General features: G+C 41.4%; 19 protein-coding genes. 12 read left to right on the top strand and 7 right to left on the bottom strand.

The annotated features are described in order from the left end of the window. The first annotated feature begins 3 nt into the window (after nt 1-3). Nucleotides 4-2643, top strand: coding sequence for an NB-ARC domain-containing protein (locus V7L29_RS11520; protein WP_334735541.1), 2640 nt, complete (start codon nt 4-6; stop codon nt 2641-2643). 292 nt (nt 2644-2935) lie between these two features. Here V7L29_RS11520 and V7L29_RS11515 read toward each other — a convergent pair whose 3' ends face one another. The 5 genes from V7L29_RS11515 to V7L29_RS35490 form a co-directional block, all read right to left on the bottom strand. Beyond that, nucleotides 2936-3199 (bottom strand): type II toxin-antitoxin system RelE family toxin, encoded by a 264-nt coding sequence (locus V7L29_RS11515; RefSeq protein WP_334735540.1) that lies wholly within the window; start codon nt 3197-3199, stop codon nt 2936-2938. Then, nucleotides 3199-3444, bottom strand: a complete 246-nt coding sequence (locus V7L29_RS11510; RefSeq protein ID WP_334735539.1) for a hypothetical protein — start codon at nt 3442-3444, stop codon at nt 3199-3201. The genes V7L29_RS11515 and V7L29_RS11510 overlap by 1 nt, the downstream gene beginning before the upstream one ends. Before the next feature lie 311 nt (nt 3445-3755). Beyond that, a complete protein-coding gene (locus V7L29_RS11505) occupies nt 3756-3935 on the bottom strand; it encodes an antitoxin (protein ID WP_334735538.1) in 180 nt (59 codons plus the stop codon). 163 nt (nt 3936-4098) lie between these two features. After that, on the bottom strand, nt 4099-4935 hold the full coding sequence (locus tag V7L29_RS11500; protein ID WP_334735537.1) for an Rpn family recombination-promoting nuclease/putative transposase: 837 nt from the start codon (nt 4933-4935) through the stop codon (nt 4099-4101). A 122-nt stretch (nt 4936-5057) separates the two neighbouring features. Continuing rightward, nucleotides 5058-5354, bottom strand: coding sequence for a hypothetical protein (locus V7L29_RS35490; RefSeq protein ID WP_442944175.1), 297 nt, complete (start codon nt 5352-5354; stop codon nt 5058-5060). A 195-nt stretch (nt 5355-5549) separates the two neighbouring features. Here V7L29_RS35490 and V7L29_RS11490 point away from each other — a divergent pair, with 195 nt between their 5' ends. From V7L29_RS11490 to V7L29_RS11445, 10 genes are all read left to right on the top strand, one after another. Continuing rightward, nucleotides 5550-5945 (top strand): hypothetical protein, encoded by a 396-nt coding sequence (locus tag V7L29_RS11490; protein ID WP_334735535.1) that lies wholly within the window; start codon nt 5550-5552, stop codon nt 5943-5945. A gap of 175 nt (nt 5946-6120) precedes the next feature. Then, entirely contained in the window at nt 6121-7179 is a 1059-nt protein-coding gene (locus V7L29_RS11485; RefSeq protein WP_334735534.1) for a BMP family protein, read from the top strand. A gap of 286 nt (nt 7180-7465) precedes the next feature. Next, on the top strand, nt 7466-8938 hold the full coding sequence (locus V7L29_RS11480; RefSeq protein ID WP_334735533.1) for an ABC transporter ATP-binding protein: 1473 nt from the start codon (nt 7466-7468) through the stop codon (nt 8936-8938). An 81-nt stretch (nt 8939-9019) separates the two neighbouring features. Then, entirely contained in the window at nt 9020-9241 is a 222-nt protein-coding gene (locus V7L29_RS11475; RefSeq protein WP_334735532.1) for a hypothetical protein, read from the top strand. Continuing rightward, nucleotides 9238-9522 (top strand): type II toxin-antitoxin system RelE/ParE family toxin, encoded by a 285-nt coding sequence (locus tag V7L29_RS11470; protein WP_334735531.1) that lies wholly within the window; start codon nt 9238-9240, stop codon nt 9520-9522. The genes V7L29_RS11475 and V7L29_RS11470 overlap by 4 nt, the downstream gene beginning before the upstream one ends. 101 nt (nt 9523-9623) lie before the next feature. Next, nucleotides 9624-10685, top strand: a complete 1062-nt coding sequence (locus V7L29_RS11465) for an ABC transporter permease (RefSeq protein ID WP_442944174.1) — start codon at nt 9624-9626, stop codon at nt 10683-10685. A gap of 63 nt (nt 10686-10748) precedes the next feature. Next, nucleotides 10749-11690, top strand: coding sequence for an ABC transporter permease (locus V7L29_RS11460; RefSeq protein ID WP_334690244.1), 942 nt, complete (start codon nt 10749-10751; stop codon nt 11688-11690). A gap of 23 nt (nt 11691-11713) precedes the next feature. Then, nucleotides 11714-12472: an ATP-binding cassette domain-containing protein gene (locus V7L29_RS11455; protein ID WP_334690243.1), complete on the top strand. Its 759-nt coding sequence runs from the start codon at nt 11714-11716 to the stop codon at nt 12470-12472. After that, nucleotides 12469-13101 carry an ABC transporter permease gene (locus V7L29_RS11450; RefSeq protein WP_334690242.1) on the top strand — a complete coding sequence of 211 codons (633 nt, stop codon included), beginning with the start codon at nt 12469-12471 and terminating at the stop codon, nt 13099-13101. Before V7L29_RS11455 ends, V7L29_RS11450 begins: the two co-directional genes overlap by 4 nt. Next, the gene (locus V7L29_RS11445; protein WP_334735530.1) at nt 13101-14003 is read left to right on the top strand and encodes a glycine betaine ABC transporter substrate-binding protein; all 903 of its coding nucleotides are present in this window, start codon (nt 13101-13103) and stop codon (nt 14001-14003) included. Before V7L29_RS11450 ends, V7L29_RS11445 begins: the two co-directional genes overlap by 1 nt. A gap of 365 nt (nt 14004-14368) precedes the next feature. Here V7L29_RS11445 and V7L29_RS11440 read toward each other — a convergent pair whose 3' ends face one another. Both V7L29_RS11440 and V7L29_RS11435 read right to left on the bottom strand, forming a co-directional pair. Then, nucleotides 14369-14992: a Uma2 family endonuclease gene (locus tag V7L29_RS11440; RefSeq protein WP_334690254.1), complete on the bottom strand. Its 624-nt coding sequence runs from the start codon at nt 14990-14992 to the stop codon at nt 14369-14371. 95 nt (nt 14993-15087) lie between these two features. Then, a complete protein-coding gene (locus V7L29_RS11435) occupies nt 15088-15828 on the bottom strand; it encodes a phytochelatin synthase family protein (protein ID WP_334735548.1) in 741 nt (246 codons plus the stop codon). Nucleotides 15829-15933: 105 nt separating this feature from the next. Here V7L29_RS11435 and ggt point away from each other — a divergent pair, with 105 nt between their 5' ends. After that, nucleotides 15934-17745, top strand: coding sequence for a gamma-glutamyltransferase (gene ggt / locus V7L29_RS11430; protein WP_334690239.1), 1812 nt, complete (start codon nt 15934-15936; stop codon nt 17743-17745). The last annotated feature ends 20 nt before the right edge of the window (nt 17746-17765 follow it).

The following is a 17765-nucleotide window of genomic DNA, read 5'->3' as shown; positions in this document are numbered from 1 at the left end:
GTAATGCCACGAACTACCTATGGGTCTGAGATTCAAAAACGAGTCAAGCGTCTCTTAGAGGCGTTGCTTTGTTTTGTCGATGGAGAATTTGAGGACGGTAATTTTAAAATTGAGTCGGACTGGAAAGAAGCAGATAGCGATAACCCCAAGCTGACTGTGCAGACTACGTTAGTCACGTTGGAGTTGCTGACGCAAAAAGACAAATATCTTGGCAAGTTAACTAAAGCGCAAATTCGAGAAGCGCTGAATTTGCTGAAGGATTTTTTGAAGATTCTGGAAGATAACCGTCTCCAAACTCAAGGTTCTAATGACTGGCGCTTTACTTTAAAGCTATGGTCAAAGGATAGAGAGAAGAACCTGAAAAGGTTTGATGAAGCGTGGGAAGAGAAAAGACCAAAGAAATCGAAATTAAATAACCCCTCTCCAAACCTCTCCCCTACAGGGAGAGAGGCTTTGAATTTTCCCCCTTCCCTCGCAGGGAAGGGGGTTAGGGGGTTAGGTCACATACAAATATTTCAAGCGCCACCTTTACCCCCACACTTTGTAGAACGCCCAGAGTACAGCGATGATTTAAAGACTCGTCTTTTAAATGATTCATCGTCTGATAGTCGCACTTTGGTAATTACTGCAATTCACGGTTTGGGTTCGGTGGGCAAATCTACTTTAGCTGCGGCTTTAGCCCATAATGCAGAAATACAATCTCGTTTTTGTGATGGCATTCTTTGGGCAACATTAGGTCAACAACCCAATGTGCTGGCTTTACTTAGTGGTTGGGTGCAAGCATTAGGAGACTATAGCTTTAAGCCTACCAGTGTTGAAGCAACTTCCTCGCATTTGCGGACTCTGCTTTATGACAAAGCTGTGTTGCTGGTGGTGGATGATGCTTGGAATACCGAAGATGCACAAGCTTTTAATATTGGTGGGGCGCGTTGTCAAGTTTTAGTAACTACTCGTGAAGGTCACATTGCCGATGCCTTAGCAGCCAGCACCTACAGCCTGGATATAATGAAACCAGACCAGGCAATGGAATTGCTGACCAAGAAATTAAGACGCGAGATTACTGGCACAGAACGTCATTCAGCAGAAAATTTAGCCAAAGGTGTTGGTTATCTTCCCCTAGCATTGGAACTCGCAGCCGCCGAAGTTGCCTGTGGTACGACTTGGAATGAACTGTTGGCGGATATTCAGCAAGAAGTTGCCAGATTAACAAGTTTTAACCGACCGGAAGCCGAAGAAATTACTGATGAGGCTAGTTTAAAACGCCTGAGTTTAACTGCATCATTAAATTTGAGTGTCAAGAGAATGCCACCAGAAAAGCAGCAGCATTTCTCTTGGTTAGGGGTATTACCGGAGGATGTCAACATTAATAAGATGATGGCGGCAACGCTGTGGCAGATGGATAAGCGTGATGCTGCCAAGATGTTGCAATATTTACGGAATAAAGCATTGCTATTAACAGGAGTACCGCTTGCTGATGGTATGCCTACCTATCGCTTACATGACTTATTCCACGATTTAGCTTGTAATTTGTTAACTGCTCCCTCTGAGCCAAAGCGCCCAGGAGATTTGGCTGGGTTGGGTTTAAACCTTACTGACGTTCACGCTGCTTTTTTAAAGAAGTATCGGCAGAAAACCCAGAATGGTTTATGGCATACTTTACTCGATGATGGTTACATTCATCAGTATTTAGTTTGGCATTTGGAAAAGGCTGGACAGTTAGAAGAGATTCACCAGTTATTGTGGGAAGAGTCTGCAACTGGAAGCAATGGCTGGTATGAAGTGCGAGAACAATTGGCACAAACTGGCGGTTACATCACAGATGTTTCTCGTGCCTGGGAACTAGCAGAAGCGAATTTTACTGAATCAACACTAAGCTTGCAGTGTCGTTATGCTTTGATTACTGCATCGATGAATAGTTTGGCAGCTAATCTACCAGCAAATCTGCTGGTAGCGTTGGTCAAAAACAAGATGTGGACTCCCGAACAAGGACTAGCTTATGCCCTGCAAAAACCAAAACCACAAGAGAAAATCGACTCGCTGACAGAACTAGTCAATTATTTGCCACCAACTCTTCAAGACTTAGCACTGCAAAAAGCCCTTGCTGCTGCCAGGGCAATTCAGGATGAGAATTTTCGTGCCAATGCCTTGAGTGCCTTAGCTGAGAAACTGCCACCAGAGTTATTGCCAGAAGCCCTTGCTGCTGCCAGGGCAATTCAGGATGAGAATTTTCGTGCCAATGCCTTGAGTGCCTTAGCTGAGAAACTGCCAGAAGTTTTGCCAGAAGCCCTTGCTGCTGCCAGGGCAATTCAGGATGAGAATTATCGTGCCAATGCCTTGAGTGCCTTAGCTGAGAAACTGCCACCAGAGTTATTGCCAGAAGCCCTTGCTGCTGCCAGGGCAATTCAATTTGAGTATTTTCGTGCCGAAGCCTTGAGTGCCTTAGCTAACAGTTTGTCACAAATGCCATTTACAGAACTTTTCTCCCTTTGGCAAGATACACTTCATCAGCTATCCCTTCGCACTCGCCCTAATTTGCTGCAAGATATCAAGGCATTGTTTCCAGTTATCTTTGCATTAAATGGGGAAGCAGCAACGGTAGAAATTGCTCGTGCGATTGTGGATGTGGGGCGATGGTGGAAATAATTCATAATTCGTAATTTAAGAAAATTAGATTTAACTTGCATCTGTAGCCTGATTTTGGTTAATTGGTATAAGAAGATGCAGGATCTATAGTTTTAAACAAAGTGCGATCGCCTTTTACAACTACTCAACCCAATTCTCTCTGGTGTCCATGAGTGGACGATCACCATTAGTCATAAAATCATCACCAGAAATTGTCTAGACTGTCGATGAGCGATTGCCAGGGGTTATCTTTGCCAATGAGAACAATAGCGTTTGGCAAAAAGCGATCGCGTTGAGGTTGAGCATCTCAAAACTAATTTTTTCTATAAACATCTTTCCGATGCTTGCACTGCAAAATTTGTACGAGTTGACTTTCATCATCAATCTCATAACGAACTCTATAATCACCAATACGGATACGATACTCGTTATCAGAACCTTTTAACTTGACAATTCCATCGGGACGCGGTTCTGAAGCAAGATTTTGGATTTTTTCAATAACACGCAGGGCAACATCATTTGGTAAGTTGTCAATCTGCTTTTGTACCGACTTTGAAATAATGACCGCATAACTCATTATCTCTGCTCTAAGCGGTTAGTAAGATATTCATCTATAGTCACTGACTCACCATTGCTATACTCAGCGCGAACTGCTTGAATTTCTGCCAGTGTTTCTGCATCGTCTTCGTACAACGCTTCTTCGGCTTCAAAAATTTGTTGCTCAATTAACTCTTGAAGTTGGCGTTTTTCTGTTAAATCAAGGGAAGATATTGCTTCTGCTAAAGTTTCTAAGGAGAGTTGTAGTTTAACAATGGCTGGCATTTTTCTCCTTTTGGGTGTATTTTTTTCGCATTTTGACACCATTATGCTGATTTTAACAGTTATATTTTTGTCAACCCAAAAGTCTTTGGGTTGTGTTTTAGGACAAATGCATCTAAAATTCAGACTTGTGGGGTACAACGCAGCAATTGGATTTGCCTAACTTGCGATTGCGATCGCCCTTGCATAACACGCTACTAACTATCTCTCATAAACTGCGTAGTTTACCGCCGTGGGCATCACCTACAAAAGTTTTGCCTACGCAGCCATATCTATAAACAAGCCGCTTTGCTGGTATCAAGCAGGTATCGCATTTACAAACTCTCTCTGGTGTCCATGAGTGGCCGATCGCAATTAATCATAAAATCATCACAGAAATTGTCTAGAGTGTCGATGAGCGATCGCCAGGGGTTATCTTTGGCAATGAGAGCGATCGCGTTACCAATTTTTTTGATATAGACTTCTGTGCCAGTGAGTTGAAAATCTTCCGGCAAAATAACAACTTGGTGAGTGCCATCAGTGCTGAGTTTGGCGGTGTTTACGATATTACTTTTCAGCGTTGCAGTTGCTCATCGTTAAACTATAGATGTAAGCGACTATCTAAAAATCAAGCAATGCGATCGCTTCTATCTCAGTAGCACCTACATAAAAGCGGGCTTATCGCTCTGCTAACCACGACTGTAAATCAGCCACACTGGTAAAATCTAACAATGCTTCACTCAAGTCTTCCAGAACAGGTATAGGTAAACCAGTGATGGCAGAACGCATTTCTGGAGTCAGTTCACCAAATCGCTTTTTTAGCTGTCGCATAACTAGATTAACTGTTGCTTCCTCGCGCCCTTCTTCTTTAATTTCCCGATAAACTCGCGTTTCCTTGAGTGTGATTTCCAGCATCGACTCTACCTCCCTTCTACTTAATTGCTCAAACTTGTACACCATAATCGTTATAATCATCTCTATTATGGCGCGACTTGTGGGTGATGATAGTTCTTGCCGAGTTTTGGTTAATAAATACCTGGCTTGTGCTGGTGCTTGTTCTTCGTTAACTGTCGTTAATACCATCAGCGCTACCCATAAAGGTAAGGTACGAATATCCCCCAATTCATCTAAATATATTCGATGTACTTGTCCGCCATTGAGCAATGAGCGATGGGGATGAATCTGGCTTTGTTCCAGACTGCGAGATGGGTAAATTATGACTGCTTGCCAATCGCTAAATCTCTCACGGTTGCGGTAAAAATATAGTGAAGACTCAGCAAACACTCTTTCGTAAAGCTGTTCATCTTTCTGGAATTGCACTTCACAAAAATACACTGTTCCTGCATCGGCATTTTCTGGTGGGAGGAATACGCCGTCAATTTCAAATTTTGGTTCTTTGACTGCTACTGAGTCAAATCGATAGGCATTAGCATTTGTTGGCGGATTGGTCAATAATTCAAATAATAACGTGGGAGATTGTTGAAATAGTTTGTAAAATATCGAGTCTCGCCGCATGAAGTCTTCTTATTTTGCTAAATCGAGTCCACACTACCATATAAATCTTGAGTGATTTTGAAAGTTCTAACTTCGTTTAGTAATGAGAGCTTTACTGGATACCCATGCATTTATTTGGTGGGTCACAAATGACCCTCAATTGTCTTCTGGCGATTAATCGCTTTGCCTCTACGCACTCCCCAACTTATGGGAACGGTTTCATAACTTACGGGAGCAGTTTCATAACTTATGGGAACGGTTACACAACTTATAGGAACGGTTACACAACTTACAGGAGCAGTTTCACAACTTATAGGAACGGTTACACAACTTACAGGAGCAGTTTCACAACTTACGGGAACGGTTACACAACTTATAGGAACGGTTACACAACTTACGGGAACGGTTTCATAACTTACGGGAGCAGTTTCACAACTTATGGGAACGGTCTGGCTTAAAGTTTTTATGAACCTGAGACAATTATTTTCATAAATACCAACATCTAATAATTAAATTCCGAAAAATTACTGGTATAACCTGAAAACTTTATAAGAAACAATTGCGAGTTCTGCTGAACCGGAATGCGGTTTAATTGAGGCAAGCTAGCTATAGAAGTATCTTAAAGGAATAAATTTATGTCTCGTCCAAAACTTACATCCCGTGTTCTACAAAAAGCTCAGTTAAGAGCCGCTGGACTGAAATCGATTGTTCCAAGCATCAAATATGATGAAGATTATAGTCTGGAAAAACTGATTGAGTCAATTGAGCAGTTACGTAACAAAATTGATGTTTATAATACTGCTCTGTCTGTGGTTGACTCTTCTAAAACTGAAATTGAAGAGATGGAAAAAAATTTGAGTCAACTTTCTGAAAAGATGCTGATGGTGGTTGCTATCAAGTATGGCAAAGATAGCCGCGAATATGAAATGGCGGGTGGTGTTCGCAATAGCGATCGCATCCGCAAAATCAGGTCGAGTCGCTTGAAAAATGTTGCAGAACAAGCATCTGATGAAGATGCTAAAACTGCATAAAATGCAGGAGAAGGTAAGAGACGCGATGAATCCCCGTCTCTACAAAAGACTGATTATCGTAGAGACGGCGATTTTTCGAGTTTTTGAGAAATCTGGGAGAAACTGTTTCCAAAGTACCACCTATGACTTTAGAGTGTTGAAATAACTCAAATAGTTATCTATCTGAAGGCGAGGTATGACAACAAACTTTAGTCGGCGTGAATTTATCTTGCTCGGTTCAGCAGGGTTTGGTACTAGTTTACTGCTACAAGCTTGCAGTAATCAGCCGACGACACCAACAGCGACAACAACGGGTGATACTCAAGGGTTTAAAATAGCGATCGCTCTCCCTGGAATGATTACCGATAAAGGCTGGAATCAATCTGGTTATGAAGGCATCAATCTCGCAAAACAAAAGCTAGGTGTCCAAACCGCCTATGTAGAAAAAGTAGCACAAGCAGATCAAACAGAAGTCTTAACAGATTTTGCTCGTAAAGGCTACAATCTTATCTTCGCGCATGGCGGACAATTTGATGCCGCAATTGAACAAGTCGCCTCACAGTTTCCCAACACATTTTTTGTAGGAGTAAATGGTAATCTCAAGGCTGAGAATATTGCTTCTTTAAGAATAGATCACTTACAAGCTAGTTATTTATGTGGCATTATCGGTGCTTCTATTACTAAATCTAATAAATTAGCTTATATTGCTGGAGAGAAGTTTCCCGCAACTGAAGGAGAATTGCGGGGATTTGAATTAGGAGCAAAGTCTGTTAAACCAAATATTCAAATTACTTCTACTTTTACAGGTGATTGGAATGATGTTGCTAAAGCTAAGGAAGCGACTCTGGCATTAATTTCTTCCGGGGCTGATGTCATCTACCAATGGTTAGATAATGCCTCAGCCGCAGTCTTACAAACAGCAAGTGAAAAAGGAGTATATGCTTTTGGCAATACTAAGGATCAATTAGATGTTGCACCAAAAGCCGTCTTAACCAGCGCTGTCAAACGCTTAGATTTAGCCATAGGTTATATAGCAGAATTAGCTAAACAAAAACAAATCAAAGGACAAATATATACAATTGGGCTAGAAAGAACAGATATCTTATTTTTAGGGAAATTTGGGGCAATCGTACCGGAAGCAGTAAAGCAAAAGGTGTTGAATGCAAAGCAAGAAATTGTTAATAAAAAAATCGTTTTTGAAGACTGCAAAGAGGCTGGTAAGGATACGCGCTGCGTGAAAAAAGCAACAACATAAGTTTAATATATAGATATCTTAAAAACTTTCGTAGTCAGGACTAAAGTCCTCTCTACGAGACGCTACACGAACAAAATTTGTGCTGGAATCTTGATACCAATTCTGTATGATGCGCTAAATCATATTTAATACAATAAAGAAAAACGAACCGCAAAGGACGCAAAGGAGAGGCAGCGCGGTCTTGGGGGTTTCCCCCATGAGCGACTGCCATCACAAAGAAAGAAAGAAATTATTTCCCTTGCCCCCTTTTCTTTTTCTTTGATTATGAGCTATCGGTTTTTTGAATATGAACTATTTACGCTTAAACAATATTATCAAACGCTTTGGGTCTTTTATTGCTAACGACAATATCAATCTCTCTGTTGCATCTGGAACTATTCATGCAATACTAGGGGAAAATGGTGCAGGTAAGAGTACTTTAATGAATATTATTAGTGGACTCTATCAACCTGATGCTGGTGAGATTTATCTTCAGGAACAACTAATAAAAATTACCTCACCAAATGAGGCAATTAAATTAGGCATTGGCATGATTCACCAACACTTCATGCTTATACCCAAATTGACTGTTACAGAAAACATCATCTTAGGAACGGATAAAAGTTGGTGGCTAAATCTCCAAGATAAACAGCAAGAAATCGCCGCCTTATCTCAAGCTTATAAGTTAGAAATTGACCCCACTGCCAAAGTTGAAAATTTATCTGTTGGGGCACAACAACGGGTAGAAATTCTCAAAGTTCTCTACCGTCGAGCAAAGTTGTTGATTCTTGATGAACCTACAGCAGTTTTGACACCGCCAGAAGTAGAATCATTAATTGTTATTTTGCGCCAATTGGCAGCCGCAGGCAACACAATTATTTTTATCAGTCATAAATTAGAAGAGGTAATGAATCTCTGTGATTCAGTAACAGTTTTGCGCCAGGGAAAGGTAGTAGCAACAACATCAACTTCAGCAGCGACACCTCAGCAGTTAGCAGCATTGATGGTAGGACGGGAAGTCGCTTTACAGTTAAATAAAAGTGCTACGTTACCAGGAGAAATTATCCTGTTGGTGCAAAATTTACAAGTTGCTGATCAAAGAAATATTCTTGCTGTAAATAACGTATCTTTTGAACTGCGGGCAGGAGAAATTTTAGGAATTGCTGGTGTCGATGGTAATGGACAGCGAGAATTAGCTGATGCCATCGCTCTTTTGCGGACTATTAAACAGGGTAAAATTGAGTTTACGCCCAAGCATTCCTTAGTGGGCTACATCCCAGAAGATAGGCAGACAATGGGATTGGTGTTGCAATTTAGCATCGCCCAAAATTTGATTTTAAAAGCTTTTAAATATCTGCCATTTTGTCGGCATTTTTTGTTACAACAAGAAGCGATCGCTAATCGTGCTCAAGCTGCAATGCAAGAGTTTGATATTCGGGCGAATGGGATTGATATCAAGGTAAGTCAGCTTTCGGGAGGAAATCAACAAAAAGTGGTGTTAGCGCGAGAATTGGCACAAGCACCAGCTTTAATTATTGCTATGCAACCCACAAGGGGGTTAGATGTCGGGGCGACAGTAGCCGTGCAGTCGCGAATATTAACAGAACGCGATCGCGGTGTCGCAATTTTGTATATTTCTACTGAGTTAGAAGAAGTGATGACAATGAGCGATCGCATTGCTGTAATCTACAGAGGTGAGTTTGTGGCTATTTTGGATGCACAGACGGCGACAGTGGAAGAAATTGGTTTGTTGATGGCTGGAGGAACAAATAGGGAGTAAAATACTAAATCTTTTTGGAGTTTAATTACAATGGTATAAGATGAAAAAGTATTGAACTTTTCAAAGATATCAACACTGCTGATGAGCAACTCTGTATCTTTTCAGACAGTTATTGAATATGTAGAGGCTCTGTCAATCGAAGAGCAAGATTTACTACTCGAACTAATTTCTAAAAGACGGATTGACCAACGGCGTAAAGAAATTGCAACAAATGCTGCACAAACCCTGAAAGCAATTAGAGCAGGTACAGCCAAGCATGGTACTCTTGAGGATCTGCGGGTTGATTTGTTAAGTGAAGGATGAGAGTTCTTGTTTGGGATAGTAGCTTTAAGCGTGCTTTTAAACGAGTTATTCGTAAAAATCCTCGCTTAGAAGAAACAATTCTTGAGGTTTTGGAATTACTTATAACTGATCCATTTACACCTACTTTAAAATCACATAAGTTAAAAGGTGATTTAGCGGGTTTGTGGGCTTGTTGGGTCGAGTATGATTGCCGTATTATTTACACGTTTCAGCCCAATCCTGATGAGGATGAAGATATGATCGTGCTAATTGATATTGGTACTCATGATGAGGTTTATTGAGAAATCCAGAGAAGGCGATCGCTTTAGGAAAGTTTCAAGATGCAATTTTCTACGTTTCTAGTTATGCCTCAGTACAAGCGTTCTATTGGGTTAGGCTCGTGCTGACATTAATTAATCGGATTCATCCTAGACTGCTGCCTATACTATCACCACTCATTGCCATCGCCTCCGCCCTCATCGTCGGTGCTATCCTGATGCTAATTGCTGGGGCAAATCCTATCACCGCATACAGCATATTATTTCAAGAATCTCTCTCTACCTACTTTGGATTTGGTAACACCCTCACCAAAATGACACCGCTATTGTTCACCAGTTTAGGCGTGTTAGTAGCATTGCGGGCAGGGCAATTTAATATCGGTGGAGAAGGACAAATTTATCTGGGTGCGTTGGGAAGTACTTTAATTGGGTTGTACGTGCAAGGATTACCTGCGGTGATTCATATCCCCTTAGCACTTCTGGCAGGATTTTTCTTTGGTGCAGTTTGGGGTTGGATTCCTGGTTATCTCAAAGCAAAGCGCGGAGTGAATGAGGTAATTACTACATTGTTGCTCAACTATATCGCCGTGAATTTAGTTAGCTACCTTGTACAAAATCCATTAATGGCAACAGGTGCGCCTAGTCCTTATTCGCCATTAATTGCCAAAACATCGCGTTTGCCGATTATTTTACCGCAAAGCCTCGCCCATGCGGGGATTTTATTCGGTTTAATTGCCGCAGGTATTTTATGGGTATTGTTAGTGCGATCGCCTCTAGGTTATGAAATTACGGCAGTGGGATTTAACCCGATTGCCGCTCGTTATGCCCACATATCTGTTGAAGGTACCATTATGCTGGTGATGGCTGCTGCGGGTGGTTTAGCTGGGTTAGCTGGGAGTTGTGAGGTGATGGGGTTGAAATATCGGCTATTTGAACAAGTTTCCCCAGGTTATGGATTTGATGCCATTGCGATCGCTTTTTTAAGTCGTGGTAGTGTTGTCGGTGTAGTATTAACTTCTTTGTTTTTTGCAGCGCTTCGCAGTGGTGCGAATGTAATGCAGCGTAGTGCAGGTGTGTCGGTAACTATAGTTTACGCGATTCAAGGGTTTATGGTGTTATTTATTGCTATCAGTTTCGCAGTCGAAAGAGAGATAAGAATTAAAACCCAGAGAGGCGCCAAAGTTTAACCCAGAAAACTTTGCGGAACTTTGCGCTTCCCTCTGAGAATCTCTGCGTTTAAAAATAATTTTATGAATAATCTCAACTTCTTCTCTGATTACTTAATAGCTACTTTGCGTCTAGCCGTTCCTCTAGCATTTGCAGCTCTTGGAGGATTGTACTCGGAACGTTCGGGGGTGTTAAATATTGCTTTAGAAGGAATGTTGCTTACTGGTGCTTTTACTAGTGCTGTGGCTACTTTCTACACTGGTAATCCCTGGCTTGGTATCCTTGCATCTTTGATTGCTGGGGGATTAGTTGGACTACTTCATGCTGTTTTGTGTGTAACTTTGCGTGTTGATCAATTAGTATCTGGGCTAGCAATTAATCTTGTCGCCGCTGGATTAACATCGTTTTTGGCGCGGTTAGTGTTTAGTGGCAGTAGTACGCAGCAGTTATCTGGAATCGGGGCAATTATGATTCCTGGTTTAGCTAATATTCCGCTGATTGGGCCGCTACTATTTCAGTCAGATGTTTTAGTATATTTCTTATTTATCTTAGTTATTTTAACTACATACATTTTATTTAAAACTAGCTTTGGACTGACATTGCGAGCAGTGGGAGAATCTCCGAAAGCTGCTGACACGGCTGGAATTTCCGTACCATTTGTTCGTTATATCGCTGTGGTGATTAGTGGCACTCTTGCGAGTTTAGGAGGCGCTTATTTAACATTAGTACAGGTAAGATTTTTTGCCGAGGGGATGAGTGCTGGTAAAGGATTTATTGCGATCGCAGCATTAATTTTTGGTAGATGGCATCCTATAGGTAGTGCTTTAGCTTGTTTGCTGTTTGGAGCTACAGAAGCTTTACAACTGCGAATTCAGGCATTAGGGGCAAATATCCCTTACCAATTTTTAGTAATGCTACCTTATGCGATCGCTTTATTAGCATTAGTGGGTAAATTGGGGAAATCTACACCCCCGAAAGCTTTAGGTACTCCCTACTTTGGAGAAAATCATCACATAATACAATAGCTAGTGTCCAGCAAAAGCCACTCATGCCGCAAAATAACCAAACCACCGTCGAATTCCGCGATGTCACCCTTAGCCGCAATCATCGCCCATTGGTGTCAAATCTCAATTTCACCATCCGTCAAGGAGAAGCATTGGTATTACTTGGGCGCAGTGGTAGCGGCAAAACCACAACAATGAAGTTAATTAATCGCCTATTTACACCTACAGAAGGCGAAGTTTTATTTGATGGTATTCCCACAACTCAATGGGATGAAATTAAATTGCGGCGAAAAATTGGTTACGTCATTCAAGAAATTGGTTTATTTCCCCATTTTACTGTCGAACGCAATATCGGTTTAGTCCCGTCTTTAGAAGGTTGGCAACCCAAACAAATTAAAACGCGGGTTTATGAACTGTTGCAATTGGTAGGCTTAGAACCAGCACAATTTGCCGGACGTTATCCGCACGAACTTTCGGGAGGACAAAGGCAAAGAGTCGGTGTAGCGAGGGCTTTAGCAGCAGATCCGCCTGTGTTGTTAATGGATGAACCCTTTGGCGCACTCGATCCAATTACGCGCCTAGAACTGCAACAAGAGTTTCGGCATTTGCAGCAAGAATTAGGCAAAACTGTTGTTTTTGTGACTCATGATATTCAAGAAGCCTTTATTTTGGCATCGAGAATTGGTTTAATGTCTGGCGGAGAATTGGTAGTATTGGGGACAACAGATGAATTTATGCGATCGCAACACCCAGAAAGCCTAGCTTTTCTTCAATGTCTGCGTTCTTTCCAAGACACTTTATGAAAAATTTCTTCCTGGTTAAGTATGCCCCAGAAATTCTTCAGCATACTCTAGAACACCTATTTTTGGTAGGAATTGCGATCGGAATTGCCATACTTATAGGCATTCCATTAGGTATTTTAATTACACGCAAAACCTATCTCCGCCAACCAATTCTCGGCATAGCGAATATTCTGCAAACTATTCCTAGTTTGGCACTGTTTGGCTTACTGATTCCGGTTCCCATAATTGGCGGAATTGGGGCAGTCCCAGCAATTGTTGCTTTGATTGTATATTCTCTGCTGCCGATAATTCGTAACACTTATACAGGGATTACTAGCGTCGATCCAGCTATTCGGGAAGCTGGGAGAGGGATGGGGATGACAGATAGACAATTGTTATTGCAAGTTGAGATTCCCTTGGCAATGGGAGTGATTTTAGCAGGAGTGCGTGTAGCCACGGTAATTGCCATTGGGATTGCAACCATTGCAGCAGCGATTGGTGCTGGTGGTTTAGGAGTATTTATTTTTCGTGGGATATCAGTTGTAAATGATCAGTTAATTTTAGCTGGTGCAGTTCCGGCGGCGGTAATTGCATTACTGGCTGACTTTGCAATTGGCTGGTTGGAGAATAAATTAAAAATTAAAAGTTAATGAAAAGATTTTTGGCATTTTGCTTTTTAACTTTTGCTGTCTTACTCTTAATCGCTGGCTGCACTCCGAATACAAATAGTAGTAGCAGCAGTAATATTATCGTTGCTTCCAAAGATTTTACTGAACAAGATATTTTAGGTGAACTTTTAGCACAGCAAATCGAGGCAACAACTAATTTAAAAGTAGCTCGTCGTCCTCGCCTGGGTGGTTCTTTTGTTTGTCATAATGCTATTACTGCTGGCAAAATTGATGCATATATTGAGTATACAGGCACAGCTTTTACTGGAATTCTCAAGCAAAAAGCAATTAATGATCCTAAAGAAGTTTATCAAAGATTAAAACAAGCATACGCCCAGCAATTCAATCTGGAAGTCATGCCAAGCTTGGGTTTTGAAAACACTTTTGCGATGATTGTCCGGGGTGATGATGCCAAAGGCTACAATATTCAAACTCTCTCTCAAGCTACTCAATATACCCCGCAGTGGCGCGGTGGTTTCGGTTATGAGTTTTTGGAACGGGAAGATGGTTTTCCAGGATTAGCTAAAACTTACGATTTACGTTTTGCTAAACCACCCCAAATCATGGACTTGGGTTTAATATATCGGGCTTTGATTCAAAAACAGGTAGATATGGTAGCGGGTAATTCCACTGACGGACAGATTTCTCGCTTAGGTTTAGTTGTACTCAAGGATGATAAAAAGTATTTTCCTCCTTATGAAGCTACACCAATTGTTCGACAAGAAACTTTAAAAAAATATCCGGAGTTAAGAAAAGCGATCGCCTCTCTTGCCGGAAAGATTTCGGCAGATGAAATGCGACAGTTAAATTATTTAGTTGAGGGTGAATTGCAAGATATTAAAGATGTTGTCCAGGAGTTTCGCAAATCGAAGGGATTAAAATAATTCGTAATTCGTAATTAAGGGTTAGCATAATACACCCTACTAGTTTGTCAAGTTTAAATTGATGGTTAAGTAAGTTCGTAGTAAGGACTTTGGTCCTTCTTCTTTAAGCATTAAAGTGCTTATTACATATAAACTTTTCATTACTAGTAGGACTTACGCTGAATTATGAGAAAACGTAGACGCAAAGCGGCTTGCCGCAGCGAAAAGTCGGATCGGCGGTTCCCGCCGTTAGCGCAGCGGTAGCGAGTCCGCGAGCGTCTCTGAACTTTTCAAGACAGGCTACCACAAAGGACGCAAAGGACACAAAGTAATAAAGGTTTGAGAGAGTTTTTGCGTAAGTCCTAATTAGTTTAGACATTGTACTACTATTGTCCATGCAAAAAGTTCTTTAACCACCTAATGACTTCACTTGTTGTTTGCTCGTTTGCAATTTGGAGACATTGCTGCACAATTTCTCTGACATTAGGAAAGTAGCTGCTTTCTGTAAGCACATAACTTTCTAAGAGCAATCTATAAATTAATAACCGATTACTTTTTAATATCCAGACCTCTGGCACTCGATAAGGCAAGTAATCATTAATGTTGGTGTAGCTTGTAACATCTATTTCAATTGCTAAATCTGGTGGTGCTGACTGCCAATCAATTCTTTTTTTGCCTACTACTGCTCTCCAATTTTCAATGTAAAAGCAATAGTCTGGTTCAATACCACTAACTTCTGGCAAGCTCATGGTAATGGGAGTAAATGAGTCGTATCTTTGTTCTAAATGATCCAGCAAAACCTTAGCAATATCTGCTAGCAAACTTGCATCTCTTCCATGCTCTGGTAGCGGTGCCATCAGTAAAATTTCTCCTCTGCGATATTTAATGCGAGGCGAGGAGCGATCGCCTAGTTGCTGACTCAATACTTGATAGTCTTGCCAGTTTCCTAAAAGCTTCAACACTGCGCCAGGTGGCAACTCAATTCTTTCTGGGGTAATTACGGTATCCATATTAGTAGATCGCATTTTAGATATTCTCGCTCGCATTGTTTACATGGAGGATGGGCGATTGCAGGATTCATAAATTCAATGAACAGATTGTTATATCAAGGGCTTTTGCTTACAAATATAAAGCCACGGCTTTTATTTGATGAGGGATCATTTGTAAGCATTGCTTTCCATAAATCTGTTGTTTTTACCCAAACTGGTGGATACTTGTAACGAGAAACATCAAGAATTAAAAATCTATCTGTTTGCTCATTATATGCTGCTAAAGGAGAAATATGCCCACCTTTCTCTTGACCAATTTCTTTGCGTAAATAGTTTACCAAAATAAAGTTTTGCGGTTGTTTTAAATTTTCTGCCGCTTGTTTGCGGAACTCCTCTAAACTAGTGTCAGCAGCGTGGTAAACATTAACTTTAACGCCGTAGCTGGCTAGTAATTTCCCTAACTGGTCTAGAGTCATACCTCCGTGAGACACAGCTTCAGGAGTTAGCACTTTTTTTGCATTATTATTGCTAAAAAAGTTTTCTTGAGTAAATACTCGATATGGCTTGTATTGCGGTACTTCTGGTGCTGGAATTTGTAGACTATTCAAGACCATAACCATACTAGCAACACCACAATATGCCTGATTATTTTGAGTAGTGAATTGCATACTCAGTGGAAAAAAGTCTTCTTTTGATTCACTCTGAATTAATAATTTTTCCCCTTCAGGCGTATTAAAACCTACTAAGTTAGAGGAAAGCGGTAATGTCTGAGAGAGAACGCTTCCGCTAGAAATACATAATCCAATAGTTAAGGCTTTGAAAAATGTCTTACTTGTTTTTATTAACATAGCATTCATCAAGACTGTAGATTTCTGAAATCATATTAATAATCTCACATCAAGATGCTAAACAAGTATAATATTTTAAGAAAAAATTGTATCGCCTCAATAACTCAACTAAAAATGCTTACTGTTGTTAAACCCAAGCGAGTTGCACTCGCAATCTTTTCCTTCAGTGTCTTACTTTACAGCCAAGTTGCATCAGCCGCCTTGACTTTACCTCTACATAGCAAAAAGGGAATGGTAGTTTCGGCCCATCCCCTAGCAAGTGAGGCGGGAATTTCGATGTTACGCAAAGGTGGTAATGCAGTAGATGCAGCTGTAGCCACAACCTTTGCAATATCCGTAGTTGAGCCTTTTTCGGCAGGAATCGGCGGCGGCGGATTTCTGCTGATGCACTCTGAAAAAACTGGCGAGATGAAAGCGCTAGATTTTCGGGAACGCGCCCCCCTGAAAGCTACAAGAAATATGTATCTGGATGCAGAAGGAAAGGTGCGTCCGAATGCAAGTATCAATGGTTATTTAGCAGTAGGCACACCAGGAACGGTGGCGGGACTTTATGAAGTGCATCGTCGCTATGGTAAGCTACCTTGGCAAGAGGTAATGAAACCTGCGATCGCACTTGCTGCATATGGCTTTATTCTTCGTACTGGAGAAACTTGGCATTCTCTGCAAACCAACGATTCCCGCAAGCAAGTAATTCTCAACAATCCAGCGGCGCGGGAAATTTTCACTCGCAACGGCGAATTTTACAAATCTGGGGACAAGCTGGTGCAGCGTGATTTAGCCCATACCTTAACAGCAATTGCCCAAAATCCTCAAAGTTTTTACACCGGAAGTATTGCTCATGCGATCGCTTCTGATATGGTAAAAAATGGTGGTTTAATTACTCTAGAAGACCTGAAAGCCTACAAACCAATCTGGCGCACTCCTGTTTGTGGCAATTTTCGTAAAGCTAAAATTTGCTCAATGCCACCACCATCATCGGGAGGCGTTCACCTATTGCAGATTTTAAATATTATCGGTGACACTGATTTGAAATCTTTGGGATGGCATCATCCCGATGCTATACATTTAATGGTAGAAGCAATGAAGATTGCTTACGCCGATCGCTCAGAATATTTAGGCGATCCTGATTTTGTCAAAGTTCCTGTACAAGAACTGCTCAGTCCAGCTTACGCCAAAAAACGTCGTCAAGAAATTAATATGCAAGTGGCTCGACCCTCGACCGAGGTCAAGCCAGTAGATAAAGAGACACTACAACGTTTTAGTCAAGCTGATAATCAGAGTTTAAAAGAAAATATCATTCCGTTATCTGCTCAATCTCTGAAATTGCACGCGACTCAATATGAATCTCCCCAAACCACTCATCTGACTGTTGTCGATGAAGAACGCAACGCCGTAAGTCTGACTTTCACGGTTAACCTGATTTTTGGTGCTGGTATAGTAACACCAGGAACTGGAATTGTCCTCAACAATGAGATGGATGATTTTGCCGCTGCGCCAGGAGTGCCTAATGCCTTTGGTTTAGTTGGTAACGATGCAAACAGCATTGCCCCCCGTAAAACTCCTCTATCCAGCATGACTCCCACAATTGTCACAGAAAATGGTCATTTCCGTATGGCAGCGGGTGCGCCTGGTGGTAGCACGATTATTACCCAGGTTTTACAAGTGATCCTGAATGTGCTGGAATATAACATGGATGTTGGCGCAGCTGTTTCGGTTCCACGCATACATCATCAATGGCTTCCAGATGAGTTGCGCGTCGAATCCTGGGGCTTAGATGCTCTGACTGTGCAAGACTTACGCCGTCGGGGACACAAAATAAAGGAAACTGCTCCTTGGGGTAATGGTAACGCGATCGCTGTTACATCTGATGGAACTTTAGAAGGGGCCGCTGATCCTCGCGGTGAAGGTTCCCCCAGAGGTTTGTGAACTAGACAAGGAGAATAATA

It is taken from the genome of Nostoc sp., assembly GCF_036916575.1.
GTDB lineage: Bacteria > Cyanobacteriota > Cyanobacteriia > Cyanobacteriales > Nostocaceae > Nostoc.
This window is presented reverse-complemented; position numbering and strand designations above follow the sequence as displayed.

Excerpts from the sequence above, each read along its gene's own strand:
- V7L29_RS11520 (WP_334735541.1), top strand. The coding sequence starts at position 4 with ATGCCACGAACTACCTATGGGTCTGAGATTCAAAAACGAGTCAAGCGT.
- V7L29_RS11450 (WP_334690242.1), top strand. The coding sequence starts at position 12,469 with ATGAAAAATTTCTTCCTGGTTAAGTATGCCCCAGAAATTCTTCAGCAT.
- V7L29_RS11500 (WP_334735537.1), bottom strand. The coding sequence starts at position 4,935 with ATGCGGCGAGACTCGATATTTTACAAACTATTTCAACAATCTCCCACG.
- V7L29_RS11485 (WP_334735534.1), top strand. The coding sequence starts at position 6,121 with ATGACAACAAACTTTAGTCGGCGTGAATTTATCTTGCTCGGTTCAGCA.
- V7L29_RS11475 (WP_334735532.1), top strand. The coding sequence starts at position 9,020 with ATGAGCAACTCTGTATCTTTTCAGACAGTTATTGAATATGTAGAGGCT.
- V7L29_RS11470 (WP_334735531.1), top strand. The coding sequence starts at position 9,238 with ATGAGAGTTCTTGTTTGGGATAGTAGCTTTAAGCGTGCTTTTAAACGA.
- V7L29_RS11435 (WP_334735548.1), bottom strand. The coding sequence starts at position 15,828 with ATGAATGCTATGTTAATAAAAACAAGTAAGACATTTTTCAAAGCCTTA.
- V7L29_RS11480 (WP_334735533.1), top strand. The coding sequence starts at position 7,466 with ATGAACTATTTACGCTTAAACAATATTATCAAACGCTTTGGGTCTTTT.
- V7L29_RS11515 (WP_334735540.1), bottom strand. The coding sequence starts at position 3,199 with ATGAGTTATGCGGTCATTATTTCAAAGTCGGTACAAAAGCAGATTGAC.
- V7L29_RS11445 (WP_334735530.1), top strand. The coding sequence starts at position 13,101 with ATGAAAAGATTTTTGGCATTTTGCTTTTTAACTTTTGCTGTCTTACTC.
- V7L29_RS11455 (WP_334690243.1), top strand. The coding sequence starts at position 11,714 with ATGCCGCAAAATAACCAAACCACCGTCGAATTCCGCGATGTCACCCTT.
- V7L29_RS11460 (WP_334690244.1), top strand. The coding sequence starts at position 10,749 with ATGAATAATCTCAACTTCTTCTCTGATTACTTAATAGCTACTTTGCGT.
- V7L29_RS11440 (WP_334690254.1), bottom strand. The coding sequence starts at position 14,992 with ATGGATACCGTAATTACCCCAGAAAGAATTGAGTTGCCACCTGGCGCA.
- V7L29_RS11490 (WP_334735535.1), top strand. The coding sequence starts at position 5,550 with ATGTCTCGTCCAAAACTTACATCCCGTGTTCTACAAAAAGCTCAGTTA.
- V7L29_RS11510 (WP_334735539.1), bottom strand. The coding sequence starts at position 3,444 with ATGCCAGCCATTGTTAAACTACAACTCTCCTTAGAAACTTTAGCAGAA.
- ggt (WP_334690239.1), top strand. The coding sequence starts at position 15,934 with ATGCTTACTGTTGTTAAACCCAAGCGAGTTGCACTCGCAATCTTTTCC.